At 54.1% G+C, this 12,845-nt stretch carries 9 protein-coding genes and 1 pseudogene; 7 read left to right on the forward strand and 3 right to left on the reverse strand.

Going from position 1 to position 12,845, the window contains the following annotated elements; all coding sequences use genetic code 11:
• The first annotated feature begins 4 nt into the window (after positions 1 to 4).
• Positions 5 to 1,378 carry an LLM class flavin-dependent oxidoreductase gene (locus ABI582_RS07510; RefSeq protein WP_442118836.1) on the forward strand — a complete coding sequence of 458 codons (1,374 nt, stop codon included), beginning with the start codon at positions 5 to 7 and terminating at the stop codon, positions 1,376 to 1,378.
• A 61-nt stretch (positions 1,379 to 1,439) separates the two neighbouring features.
• Here the strand turns inward: ABI582_RS07510 and ABI582_RS07515 are convergent, their stop codons facing one another.
• Positions 1,440 to 2,990 carry a PAS domain-containing protein gene (locus ABI582_RS07515; RefSeq protein ID WP_442118837.1) on the reverse strand — a complete coding sequence of 517 codons (1,551 nt, stop codon included), beginning with the start codon at positions 2,988 to 2,990 and terminating at the stop codon, positions 1,440 to 1,442.
• A gap of 187 nt (positions 2,991 to 3,177) precedes the next feature.
• On the opposite strand from ABI582_RS07515, the gene ABI582_RS07520 reads away from it, so the two are divergent.
• Entirely contained in the window at positions 3,178 to 3,642 is a 465-nt protein-coding gene (locus ABI582_RS07520; RefSeq protein ID WP_442118838.1) for a response regulator, read from the forward strand.
• A gap of 36 nt (positions 3,643 to 3,678) precedes the next feature.
• Here the strand turns inward: ABI582_RS07520 and ABI582_RS07525 are convergent, their stop codons facing one another.
• Positions 3,679 to 4,383, reverse strand: a complete 705-nt coding sequence (locus ABI582_RS07525; protein ID WP_442118839.1) for an NUDIX domain-containing protein — start codon at positions 4,381 to 4,383, stop codon at positions 3,679 to 3,681.
• A gap of 138 nt (positions 4,384 to 4,521) precedes the next feature.
• On the opposite strand from ABI582_RS07525, the pseudogene ABI582_RS07530 reads away from it, so the two are divergent.
• The 5 genes and pseudogenes from ABI582_RS07530 to ABI582_RS07550 all read left to right on the forward strand — a co-directional run.
• Positions 4,522 to 4,836, forward strand: a pseudogene (locus ABI582_RS07530) (nicotinamidase); the annotation flags it as partial.
• Between the two features lie 462 nt (positions 4,837 to 5,298).
• Positions 5,299 to 7,659 carry a hypothetical protein gene (locus tag ABI582_RS07535; protein ID WP_442118840.1) on the forward strand — a complete coding sequence of 787 codons (2,361 nt, stop codon included), beginning with the start codon at positions 5,299 to 5,301 and terminating at the stop codon, positions 7,657 to 7,659.
• A 245-nt stretch (positions 7,660 to 7,904) separates the two neighbouring features.
• Entirely contained in the window at positions 7,905 to 9,974 is a 2,070-nt protein-coding gene (locus tag ABI582_RS07540) for an integrase (RefSeq protein ID WP_442118841.1), read from the forward strand.
• Positions 9,971 to 10,609 carry a hypothetical protein gene (locus ABI582_RS07545; protein ID WP_442118842.1) on the forward strand — a complete coding sequence of 213 codons (639 nt, stop codon included), beginning with the start codon at positions 9,971 to 9,973 and terminating at the stop codon, positions 10,607 to 10,609. The genes ABI582_RS07540 and ABI582_RS07545 overlap by 4 nt, the downstream gene beginning before the upstream one ends.
• 104 nt (positions 10,610 to 10,713) lie before the next feature.
• Positions 10,714 to 12,183: a tyrosine-type recombinase/integrase gene (locus ABI582_RS07550; protein WP_442118843.1), complete on the forward strand. Its 1,470-nt coding sequence runs from the start codon at positions 10,714 to 10,716 to the stop codon at positions 12,181 to 12,183.
• Between the two features lie 84 nt (positions 12,184 to 12,267).
• On the opposite strand, the gene ABI582_RS07555 is transcribed toward ABI582_RS07550, so the two are convergent.
• Positions 12,268 to 12,825 (reverse strand): hypothetical protein, encoded by a 558-nt coding sequence (locus tag ABI582_RS07555; RefSeq protein WP_442118844.1) that lies wholly within the window; start codon positions 12,823 to 12,825, stop codon positions 12,268 to 12,270.
• Positions 12,826 to 12,845: the final 20 nt, after the last annotated feature.

A 12,845-nucleotide genomic window follows, 5' to 3' on the forward strand; every position in this document is an offset into this window, starting at 1 on the left:
AATGATGTCCGACCCCAAACCCCTGTTGTTTGCGCTATACGAACAAGCGAGCGTTGGCTGCGGTGGCGCACCCAGCCTATGGACTCATCCAGCGGATGAGCGCCTGGCCGCCAACACGTTTGATTTCTGGTCGAACCAAGCCCGTATCGCCGAACAGGCTAACCTCGACATGCTCTTCTTCGCAGATGTCCTGGGCTTCTACGACGTCTTCGGCGGGAGCGCTGAAGCAGCAGTGAAGTGGGCGGTAGAAGCGCCTGCGAACGACCCGTTGATGATCATTCCGGGGCTAGCTGCGATCACCAGGAATCTGGCATTCGGCGCTACCGTTACCACGACCTACGAGCATCCCTTCACCCATGCCCGGCGCTTCAGCACGCTCGATCACATGACCAATGGCCGGATCGCCTGGAACATCGTCACGTCCTACCTTTCCAGTGCTGCTCGCAACTTCGGCCTGGAAGAGATGGTCAAGCATGCCGACCGCTACGAACGCGCCGAAGAGTTCATGGACGTGGCCTACAAGCTCTGGGAGGGCAGCTGGGCAGACGACGCAGTGGTGCAGGACAAAGCGGGTCAGCGCTACGCCCATGGCGAGCGAGTGAAAGCGATCAATCACTGCGGGGAGCGCTACCGCGTGGCAGGCCCTCACCTGACAGCGCCTTCCCCGCAACGAACCCCGCTGCTTATCCAGGCAGGTTGGTCAGGCCGGGGCCGCGAGTTCGCAGCCAAGCATGCAGAGCTGATTTTCATCGCCAAATCCAACCCACATGAAATCCGCCAGGGTCTGGAAGAAATCTGGACGATGGCACAGGCTCGTGGACGTGATCGGGATGACGTGAAATCGCTTACGGTGCTGCGGATCGTCACGGCGAAAACCGAGATTGAGGCCCAGAGAAAGTACGACGAGCTTCAGAGCAACTATCACCTGGAAGCACAATTGGTCAGCTATGCCGGCGATACAGGCATCGACCTTAGCCGCTACGCGGACGGCGATGCGCTCTCGACCCATACCGAAGGTTTGACCTCCTACATGATGCGACCAGACGGCAGCGGCAAGCCGTTGACGGCAGGTGACGTCAGGAAGCGTTTTGCCAACGTCACACGCGGTACAGATTTGATACTGGTAGGAACGCCTGAGCAAGTCGCCGATCGTATCGAGGAGCACGCCCGCATTTCGGGAACCAGTGGTTACATGCTGAACCCGCTCACCAGTCCTGGCACTTTGGAGGACTTCGTCGAGCTGATTGTGCCTGAACTCCAAAAACGCGGGCTTTATCGCACGCAAGCGCAAACCGGCACCTTCCGGTCTCGCCTCAGAGATGACCGCTCGAGCCGACTGCCATCATCTGCTTATGGAGCGTCTTTCCGGCAGCAGTGAAGGGGAAATCGACTGACCACTCGGGGAGCGCGGTGCGGGCCAAGGCGGATCCAAGTGGCCCCTACAGCTTGAACTTCACACAAATCGTACTGTTCTCGGCTAGCCGGTCCAGCGTAATTGCATTGGCCCCATACCCTGAATAGCTTTTCACCAGCCGCATGCCCAGGCCTGTTCCGCTTGGTTCGGGATAAGACTCCGGAAAGCCCTCCCCCTCGTCCCTGACCGTAATGACAGCATGGTCGCCTGCATCCTGGACGCTCACGCCTATGGTGCCCTTGCCGTACTTGAGGGCATTGGTAATCAGCTCGGAAATGACCAGGCCCAACGGCGCCATCCGCTGTGGAGGAAGAATGAAAGCGTCGGCATCGAGAACGATCTTTCGCTCAGCCAGCGCCGACCCCAGGTCACTCAACAAGGCGCCAAGATACTCTGATGCCAGGACACCCTGGGTTTCTGCGGTCTGATAGAGGCGTTCATGCACACTGGCTATCGTCAGCACACGGCTCGCCGCCGTCTGCAGCTGGATCTTGACCGCCTCATCCGCCGACAAGTTGGCCTGAAGCTGCAGCAGGGTGTTCACCAGGTGCAGGCTGTTCTTCACCCGATGGTGAATCTCTTCGAGATAGAGATCGCTGTCGCTCAGCTTGGTATTCTGCACGGCAATCAGCGACAGCAACTGAGCCTCATGCTGGTGCCGCTCGGTGATGTCCCGCGACACCGCAATCAGTCTGTCCACCTTGCCCTCGGTAGTCAGAATGGGGGCGATGGTGACGTCCCACCATCTCGGCTCATCGGTGGCCGTAGGGCAATAGGCTTCAAACCTTGCCGACTCGCCGGCCACGGAACGCGCCATGGCATCACGCACCACCGCCTTGGAGTCATCAGGCCACAGCTGGGCCCATGGTTTGCCCCGCACCTCTGCCAGCTCGCCGATGTGCATGAGGCACATGCCGGCATCATTCATGAATTCGATGTCGCCGTGGGTGGTGAGGATCTTTACGCAGTCCGGACTGGCATTGAGCATGCTCTCGGAATAGCGATCCGGTAACTGATCATCCGCCGCATTGGCCAGGCGCTCCACGGCCATGGAGATGACGTTGGAGATACCCTCGAGGAAGACCAGGTCGCTTTCGATGAAGTCGTCACCGTCGGTGCTATCCGCCTCCAGTACACCAAAGGGCCTGAGCGCCCCCCGGATAGGCACGTTGATGGCGCGTTCGATACCGTATTTTTTCAACAGGTCCGGCGTGCGGAAGCGTTGCTCCTGGCCCAGATGGTTGGAAAGCACCGGCCGGTAGGTGGAAATGGCATAACCCGCCGGACTGGCCACATCCCCACCGACCTTGGCGTGGCCGATATCCGAGGGATCCCAACCGACGCCGTGGGTCAGCAAAAAATCGTCACTCCCCGGCAAAGGCATCAACACTTTGGCAAAACGCGTGTTCATGCCGTTGGCCACCACGGTACAAGCCTGCGTGAGCAAAGTATCGAGGTTCGTCGACCTGAGCGACGACACGCCATACTCCACCACCAACTGATGCTGCTTGTGTAAACGGGCCTGTGACTTCTGTAGTGCAAGCCTGATCATTTCATCGGGAGGCAGTTGATGCATGGGTTCTCATCCACAGCTGGCCAATATGGAAGATTATTTTCGAGCGTGCCTTTTGACACCGTGGCCCCTGCGCACGTGCCGGACCGGGATCGAAAAAGTTTCGTGGCTTCATTTACCAACGATCCTGGATCGATGGCAATGACAAAAACCATCTAAGCCCGACGGTAATGGGCAAGTATAGATCGCTGTGCTTGCCAGCAACCCAAGCGCCACCCGTCAGCCGCGTGAAACCACTGGTCATGGCCGCTGGCCGTATGGCTACATGATCGGGGTTTTTATTATGGCTCGCAGTGTATTGGTAGTAGAGGACGACGAGTTGATCCGAATGCTCGCCTGTGAGGCGCTGGAATCGCTCGAACTCGACGTGCACAGCTGCAGTTGTGTTGATGAGGCGATAACGGTGCTGGAAACAATGCCCCACCTGGACCTCGTCTTGACCGATATCCAGATGCCTGGCCAACTCGATGGAGTGGATCTTGCCCACCTGATCATTGATCGTTGGCCTGCTACCGCCGTGATCGTGATGTCGGCCGGCCAACTTGATCCCGGCGTTCGCCTGCCTGAGTGTTCAACGTTCCTGTCCAAACCCTGGACGGTTGACCAGTTACTGAACGCTGTTGAGTGGCAGCTATCGCCTAAGGCAAGTGTTTAGACATTGGCACTTCTGCCAGGTCAGCTAGCGCCTCACTTATCCGCCTTCAGGTAACAAACTGCGGTCAAACATGAATGCCCGCTCCCCTTGCGGCGTGTACTGATACAACTGCTGCGGCCTGCCCAGCTTTGGCTGGTGCTTCTCGCCGGTATCCCTTACCCAACCCAGCTCGCGTAAACGCTCCAGGCGTTTGCGCACAGAGGTACCGTTCACCCCCTGTCCCAGGCAGGCCTGCACCGCCCCGAGCGCATCCTGCACAGTAAACTTCTGCGCCAATAGGTAAAGCGGCAGGCTGCTGTACACCGTCTTTGCCGCCAGGCGTTCGCGGGCCCGCTCCACCAGCAAGTTGTGGTCAAAGGGCAACAGCACCTTGCGCCCCAGCACACTGTCCAGATCGAAAAACGCCAGTTGCTCGCCTTCGACGGCCTGCGCGGGGTCGAGCAACGCTAGGTAATAGGTGCTCAACGACCACCCTCGTGGATCGCGGAATGCATTGCCCTCGGTACCCACCTGCTCCATGTAGCAGGGTTGCACCCGGGCCTTCTCGTGCAGGGCCCGGCTGGCGGCATCTTCCAGACTGGTGTCGGGGGTACGCCCATTCACGATGACCCCGGGCAAGGCCCATTGCCCGGCATGCGGCTCGCGCTCACGACGGTGCAACAACACTTGCAGATGCTGGGCATCAGGGGCCAGGCGCAGGGCGACAATGTCGACACTGGCCAGGACTTCGACTGTACTCACCGTGCAGCTCCTTGTTCAGTAGCACAATAATCCACCAGAGCATCTAAGTAAGGCAACCGCCAACCCCATATCGTTTGCCACTTGACATACTTAATACACCAGGTGAATTATATAGTCATTCCAGCAAGGAGAACTGCCATGAAGATCGCCAGTTTCGATGTCGACGCGCAAAACGGCTTCACTGCCAACGCCCCGCTGGAGCTGCCCGTGCCCGAAGGCGACGAAATTGCGGCTGACCTGAACGCCATGGCCTTGCGCGCCGACCTGCGCCTGGGCAGCAAGGACGCGCACCCGGCCAACGCCGCCTGGGTGGTCGCCGACCCTGCGCACATGCTGCAACCCCTGCAACTGGCCAACGCCGACCTGACCTGGGTCAGCCACTGCGTCCCCGGCACACCGGGCTTCGCGCTGCTGCCCGGCCTGCCGGCCCCCATCGACTACGACTACTTGCTGTGAATTGCATAATGCACAATCTTGTCACCATCGACCGTATGGCCTATAGTAGATTGATAAAATCCTATCAGAACCTCAAATAATAATGCTGACAATCATCAATACTAGCTTTTTAAGCCCTCTCGCAGCACAAACGGGGGACAATAGGTGCCAACGACCTTCCCAAAGCCCCATACCGCTCCTCAGCGCCCGCATGCTTCCACACCTCCTCTCCACGAATACGCCCAGTAGCTACACATGAAGACCAAGCGATGACGAACTCTCAGTAGGGCAAACGAGCTATCGAACACGTACGCCTGAAGTTCCGTGATTGCAATTGCGCCCGGAACGTGACGACGCGCAACTTCCCCTCTGTCTTCTGCGAATTTCAGTCTCGGATGGGAACCTTGTACGCGCGATGACCGATCCAGGCGCCTCCCAGGCATTCTCGGACAGGGGTTTATCTAGCTCCGTGACTCATACGTGAACACCCGACCAGGCTTAGAAAACATTGATATGATTATTTCGTCTCCTGCCTACCTGACTGCATATGCACACCGCACGCTACCAGCCAGCTTTGTGAAGGCAGCGTATTCGCAGGCGGAGGATCTAAGGATCCCGGCATTTGAAACACCTATAAAACTGTTTGAATGCTATTGCGATGTGACTGGCGTACAGCTTAGCTACACATCCATATCTAGAAGAAAATTATTCACGAAGGTTTTACAGGGATTTGCCGGAGCCTTACATTCCAATAACTTCGTCGCGGGCACTCTTGAGACAAGAATGGCTTGGCTGGATAAAATCACAAAAGTGCTAACCCATCTTCGTGAGCGCATCCCAGCGATGCCTAGCCCCGAAGAAATTATTGCCGACATCTCGCAATGCACTTTGATTTGGAGTGAAATCTCCAAAAATGATTATGCGGACTTGGATCGAGCTGCCTTGCGCTACTGGTCAGGTTGGAAGATAACATCAGCAAAAGGAGCGACGGCTTTCCTCTCCCTAGGTAATGTGTGGCACGCTTTCGGCCCTGAATTTACAGAAGAGCTTTACTTAGCCTGGGAGAATTTCATCGCAAAAGGGGCTAACGCCACGAGCACAGAACTAAAACGCTTTCTCAGATTCCTTGTCGATTCAAAAGACGAGTGGACACCAGAGTCATTCAAAGACCCACTCAAAATCAAAAAAATATTTACTGCCTGGATGAGGGTGTACTTCATCGAGGGCACTGCGGCCAAACGAAAAAACTTGATTGATCACTGGAACGCTTTTCTCAGCAATGTTGAACAAGCGTTTATTGCCCCTGGCTATTGGGCGCGCCCCTTCACCCCACTCCCTCGCTTGCCATCTAGAAACGTACTTGGCGCGCCAGCCGGAAAAATCAAATCCAATAACGATGGCATTGAAGTCCAAGACCAACTTCTCACTGAAATCCCACTCCATGTAACGGATGACCAAGCTATTGAGCTCCTCTTCAAGGAGGTAGACGCGGATATTGCAACGGTCACCTCTTGGGCTGAAGCCGAAGCGAATGATCTTTACCGCAGAGCATGCCGGCGCAAAGAACTCGCTAAAGTAGGCAAACCCCATAGCCAAATATCCTCAGACGCACCCGATGAAAAGTCAAACCCCAACGACAGATCTTACATAACTCCAACGCTCGAGAATCATTGCGCAACGTTTGAACAGTACGGTCTTATTCCAGATAAACACAATTTCGCGCGACAGTATGGCTCGATCAAAAACAAGGTCGAACTTGCGTTCGAAATGGGAATCCCGACCGTTTGCGCATTTTTTCCGCATCAGTGTTTATTAGTAACTGAACATCCGAGGATCACACCCCACTTTCTACATGGCCTAGATCTATACAACACGAAGGGGGATCTCAGCGGCTTCTTAGCCACCGACACCGGCTGTCAATTGATCGGTTACAAAGACCGCAGAGGGGCAGCCCTAAGCGAAATGAAAATAGATCTCACAGAGCGTTCTACTAATTGGATCAGACAAGTGATCGAAATTACAGAGCCACTGCGCCGGTGGCTCCGGGAGCAGAATGACGACCGCTGGAGGAAGCTGTTCTTAACGTGCGGCGCATCGTTCACCAATCCTTCGCCATCATCTAAAAAGGCTTGGACGCCGATGGAACTGCGCAAGAAACCCTCCCTGACTGCACGCCTTATGCGGCAGTTCGAAGCGTGTACGCCTCTGCGAGACACCGCTCTCTTGAGCTTTATTGAGCGAGTGTCGCTGTCACGCCTGCGCGCGTCTTGCGGGGTATCTGTCTACCTAAAAACCCGTGATGTCCGTGAAATGGCGAAGGCACTCGGTCACGCGGAGTACGACCCACAACTACTGGCCCATTATCTTCCTCAGTCGCTCCTCGCTTTCTTTCAGTCACGATGGATTCGCATCTTCCAGCGAGGAGTGATTTGCCTAGCGATGAAGGACAGCCCTTTTCTTCTGGAAGCGACATCCTTTGGGGGTATGGCCGAGTTGCATATGTTCTTGCAGAACCATGCAATCAAAGAGATCCCATCTCACCTGGTAGACCCCGAAGGCAGAGACAGCGTCAAACCCGTAAACCCCAATACTCCCAGCCAAGTTTATTTGGCTGTGGGCGTCGGGGTACTCACGACGCTCCTGTCTCTTGAGTCCGCAGTCAATCAAGCCACCGCGCCGACGGCAGTAAGTGGCAAGGCGAGGTACTGGGCTGATCTTACCAACCTCATGGTCGCAGAGATTGAGCGCGATAACGACGGATTGCTCCACGAGCACTTAGCGACCGCTCGCCAGCATTGCGACCCATCGCGCATGGAAAAGCTCATCTATGACGCCGCCTAACTTTCAGCGCCCTGACTATGCTCATGCTATCGGGATGCACTAAGGCCCGAACTCAGGCCCAGATGAACCCTTATCGCAACAGGTGCAGCAGGTGCACCCGAAGCGCCAGGAGCATCTAAACACCACTAACGAAACACAGCCGCGCAAGAGCATCATGTCACATGAGCCTGCGCAAAAACTTGCCTAGCGCGACCAAAGCACCCCGATCGCGGCCTCCAACCATACACTCATGAGCGATGCAAACAATGCAACCCTACAGCCTCCCGCCGGAACTTGAGTTCCTTGAAAGTTACCTCAGTGATAGCGCGACGATTTACCGTAGCGCTCAGTGGCTGCTGAGTAGTTTTGAGGCGCCCGTTTGGGAGTACAACTTCGGGACAGCGAACAACCACTTCCTGGACTGGAATGTAATACTGGATGACGGCGAGAGTCTACTTCACCCTAAGCACAAGGATCTCCTGGAAGGATTGAAGCAGTACCTTGTCGTCTCAACACGGAATGCGTCAGACCAATTATCCGAAACGAATGCGATTGGAACACAATACCAGTCCTTCCTCCTTGCCAGCCACATTGTTGATCACCTGATTATGAATGCAGCCCATTTTCAGCTTGCAGATTGCGGGCTGGAGGGGCTTAGCACCAAAAATCTGACCGAAATTCTGAGGAAAATCGCGATCTCCTTTGATCTTGAAGGTTTTTTGGACTGGGAAGCGTTGGTGGGTGACCATTGCAAACACTTGATCAATGTGACGCCCCGCATGTTGCTTGAGGAGATTCTAACAAAATTCCCAGAACTGAAGGAAATCACACCAGAGCAGGAGGACGAGAATGGCCTCGGCATTACCCTAGAGGAGATTCCCTATGCACGTGCAGCTCTTTACGCTCACGAACTTTTCGAGCGACAGGCGAGCGGATGGCACATCAGGACACGTAAGCTCACGTCAATCGTATACAGCCATAGTTTGTTCGCGAAAAATGGCTATCGGCGCTCGATCAAATCCCTGTCCGTGCCTGTGGACGATACGAAGCAGTGGAGGGAGTTCCCTGCAGTACGACTGACCACCAACTCCCAAGAACACGTCCTGATTGATCGTTTTTTCAATTATCAGACAGCACTGTACCGACTTGGGGCTCTTCATGAGACAGGAGTGCCGGCTCCAGACATTCCGAATCTAAAGGGCATTTTGCTGTATGAGCCTGAGACAGCCAAAAGCGGCAGGTATCGCAGCCTTCCTAGCCCCGCGGTACTTGGCGCGGTTAAAGACTCCATAGAATTCCATCTGAAGCATGGCGAGCACCTAATTAGCAGCTTTTGCCTACTAGCGCTCCATAGCATGCACAAAAACAAGCCACCCGGGCAGTTTGATCACGATGAACTGCAGACAATCCTTCGTAAAGAAACGATTGCTGCAGGAGTGAAGCAAGTGACTATGGCATTGAAAAACACTGAACGAGTGAAGCTGGAATACTTTACGGACATGAGGAGCAACGCTTCGCTGATGGAGCTTGTCCGAGTCTACATCGGTGGCGTACAAATTGTCGTGGGTGCGTTAATGGCGCGGCGCTCAGGTGAAATGATCGATTTGCAAGCACTTACCTGCCTAGATTCAACTGAGCAATGGTTGCTGTTCCTCAACAGGAAGAGCACCACCCACACCTTTGGCATCCGTCACCCTCAAGCGCGGCCCATTGAGCCCATCGCCGTACAAATGATTAAAAATTTGATCAGGATGCAGAAAATCCTCAAGCGGATTGGTTATATCTCAGAAGAAACAAGTTTGTTTGCCAGCCCTTGCCTAGCTGGAACTCGGAAATTCTCGAAATGCACTAAAGGCTTGTTCAACAGGAACATGGATTTTTTCTGCGACTACTTTGAGATCACTACCAACAAGGACGGCCATCGTTACTATATCCGCCAACACCAACTCAGGCGTTTTTTTGCAATGCTTTTTTTCCATTCCAGCACCTTTGGCGGGCTGGAAACCCTGCAGTGGATGCTGGCGCACACCAACCGGCGTCATGTCTGGTATTATATCACTGAAAGCCAAAGCGGTGCGACGCTAATGGGGCCGAAAGCCCAGTTCGTGGCGGAATACCTCCACCATAAAGGCTCGAAGAGTTATGAACACTTGGCCAAATTATTGAAAGACCGTTATGGCACTGAAAATTTCGCACTGGTGGATATTGACGAACTGGAAGATGAAATCACAGAATTGATGAAGGAAGGCAAAGTGGCAATTGAGCCTGAATTTTTCGAAGACGAAAACGGCGAACAAATGCGTATCGTTGTGAAAATTTTTGAGGATGCGGCATGAGCAAAGTCAAGATCGCTTATGAAAAGAATGCGAAGTCGTTACAAGCCTTGCGGGACTTGCTGCATCTCGTTGTTCGCCAACCAGCGCGTTTTGCTGAGAATACAGAGCTACTCAAAGCCCTCAACAGTCAAGGGGGCGTTGCAAGCTTGGAATTAAGCTTTGAAGATGATGGCGAAACTAAGACTAAGGAGCGAATGAGCGTCAACACACTGAAGGCTCATTCGGAAAACGTCTTTGAACGTGGTTTTGAAGGGCTTGATGCGCTGCGCAAAGGCGCTTCAGATGCAATTCAAACCTTCAACGCGCGCAAGACCTCGTCCAATAAGCGCACAAAGATAGGGCTTGCTAAGCGTACCGAAGAACTCGAAGCGCAACTGGAACATCACCAGAAGATCAACATGGTGCTTTTGCAGGGCTTGTCCATAGCAATCTCAGAACTCCGCACAATTCGGCAGAGCGTCAAGCCCGCCGTCTTGGAGAAGCGAGCGAAGGACGCGGTAGAAACACTCTTGGCACTTCTCAGTATCAACCCTCCTCCGTTTGACGGCCCCTCACCCAACCCGCTCCCGATGACTGAGGAAGGCGCGACTGAAACCCATGGCAAGGTGGCAGATATGGAGGACTACAGGAAATGAACATTCCTGACGTTATGTATTGTCTCAGGCGCTCTTGAACAAGGCAACACTCTGAAAGCAGTACATTCGAAAGCACGGCAACCATTAGTCAGGCAGTATCCGATATGAAAAACGCAAATACGCGACAACTCTACTCCCCCCTACCCGGCCTGAAGCTGTTCGGGGTTGGATTATTGGGCCGGGTAGAGACGAAGGATGCTGCCGGGTTACCTTTCATGACTTGGCCGAACGGGGCTCCTTGTTCAGTTGCGAACATTTACATGCTTTCCCTTCGTGACAGACCAGGGCGAGGACGCAGCCGCGGGTTGTCACGCAACGTGACCCATGGCGGAACAATTGGCTCCTATGCCGCGAAAATAAGCCCCCTTATTCGGTTTTGCTTTGCTCATAAGTTGGACTTCATCGAACTCAACGATCAGTTGTTCACGGCCATGATTCAAGAGCTACGCACGGAAAGCTCTGCGACCAACCCTGCAGTTCGCGCACGTACCGAGACATCCTTGCTGGGCATCGGGCGTGCCTGCATCGATTTCTTACAGTTTGTTGGTCGACTCTATGGCGAACCAGAATTCGTTTCTGCAGAAGGGAGCATACGGGTTCAAGAAAAGGAATTTCTGGTAGCGAACAGATCTGGGAAAAGCATCAAGCGGTTTTACCTGCATCACCATTCCTTGACCATGGCGGGACTTAGGCACCACACAAGGGATCCAATCACGGCACACGACGTGAAATTGCTACGAGCGGCAGTTAACAGCGTTGGCTCATCCAGGCATCTGCAGTTACGGAGGAATCTCATGTTGTCACTGTATGAGCATACGGGCGCCAGACGTGGCGAAATCGGAGACATCCGTGTGGAAGATATCAAAAATGCACTGGCCATGCAGAAGCCATTGCTTCGCCTTGATACGCTCAAGCTCGGAGATCCTGAGGACAGACAAATTCCCATCTCTCGAGCCGTGCTCACGGAAGCCAGTAAGTACATAAAAATGGCGCGCGCCAAAACGATGCGTCGCTACAAGGGTGGCCCGGATCATGGAATGCTTTTCGTGCAAGAGACTACGGGCAAACCGCTCAGCCATGCATCTCTCACGAGTGAAATTAGAGTACTTCGTTTAGAGGCCGGCATTGACCACCAGACCTGCGGGCACATGTTCCGCCACGCCTTCATCACAAATCTCTTTGTGCTGCTCATCAAGCGTCACAAGTTTAAGAATCAGGACGAATTTCGCAATGCCCTACTAAGCAGCGGGAAATTTATTGCTGAAGTTATGATGTGGACGGGCCACAAAGAGCCATCATCAGTCGAAGGCTACATTCATCTAGCGTTTGCGCGCTTGGATGGCTATGAAGAGACGGTCGCCTCCGTGCATATGATCCGCGTCAATAGGATCTACGACCGTGCTGAAGAAGAGCTTCTCGATGAACTGCAAAAGGGTCTCCCGACCTCGGAGTATGCCATGCGCCTCCAAGAGCTGAAGCGTCAGCGCCAGGAGGATTTGAAAGCGCAAAGCGATGAGCGGGAAGAGTCCCTTGAGGAGATGCGTAAAACGTATTTCGAAGAGGACTTGGCATGATCCACCCCCCATTGAATCGAGACTGTCAGGATACGACCGCAGAGGTTGATCAGGCAGTAAGAACCCTCCAGCCCTTCCAGATGATCAAAGCCCAAGATCACGTGACAGCAGAAGATCTTGCTCTGGCTCGCCAAGATGGCCATCGAACACCAGCTTTCGGAGCAGCGCTTGGTTAAAATCACCCCATAACAACGGCGCAACCGCCTGCCTCCTGCATCCCACCTCTTCTGCCCTGAGTGACGCTGAATAAAGAAGGCTTCCCAGGACAGAGAAAAGGTCGAACAGACTGGATCCAGCATCCAGCTCAGGGCTTTTCCTGGCAATCTTCACCATGATCGGGGCGTGCAATTCACTTAGGCCCCGAGTGCCTATGGTCTCGTAGAAGAACTGAGAGATTTCCAAACGCGAGTAGTTCCGTGCGGCGAGGTGCCACAGCTTCTCGACTAATTGTATCGAGAGCTTGTCCCTTATCCCCGCTACGCTCACCAGTTCATAGATGGCATCAGGTACAAAACAGGAAAACCAGGGATAGGCGTCAGCGCTTCCTGCGCCCTCAGACAGGTCATCCAGGTAGCCCACAAGGACATCTATGTAACGGTCAAAAAGCGTCTCAAATTGAGATTCGGATATGGGTTGATACATGTTTTCCTATTGCTTCCAAT

The sequence above is a fragment of the Pseudomonas sp. SAS7 genome (assembly GCF_052112345.1).
Taxonomy (GTDB): domain Bacteria; phylum Pseudomonadota; class Gammaproteobacteria; order Pseudomonadales; family Pseudomonadaceae; genus Aquipseudomonas; species Aquipseudomonas putida_Q.

Excerpts from the sequence above, each read along its gene's own strand:
- ABI582_RS07545 (WP_442118842.1), top strand. The coding sequence starts at position 9,971 with ATGAGCAAAGTCAAGATCGCTTATGAAAAGAATGCGAAGTCGTTACAA.
- ABI582_RS07510 (WP_442118836.1), top strand. The coding sequence starts at position 5 with ATGTCCGACCCCAAACCCCTGTTGTTTGCGCTATACGAACAAGCGAGC.
- ABI582_RS07550 (WP_442118843.1), top strand. The coding sequence starts at position 10,714 with ATGAAAAACGCAAATACGCGACAACTCTACTCCCCCCTACCCGGCCTG.
- ABI582_RS07540 (WP_442118841.1), top strand. The coding sequence starts at position 7,905 with ATGCAACCCTACAGCCTCCCGCCGGAACTTGAGTTCCTTGAAAGTTAC.
- ABI582_RS07515 (WP_442118837.1), bottom strand. The coding sequence starts at position 2,990 with ATGCATCAACTGCCTCCCGATGAAATGATCAGGCTTGCACTACAGAAG.
- ABI582_RS07555 (WP_442118844.1), bottom strand. The coding sequence starts at position 12,825 with ATGTATCAACCCATATCCGAATCTCAATTTGAGACGCTTTTTGACCGT.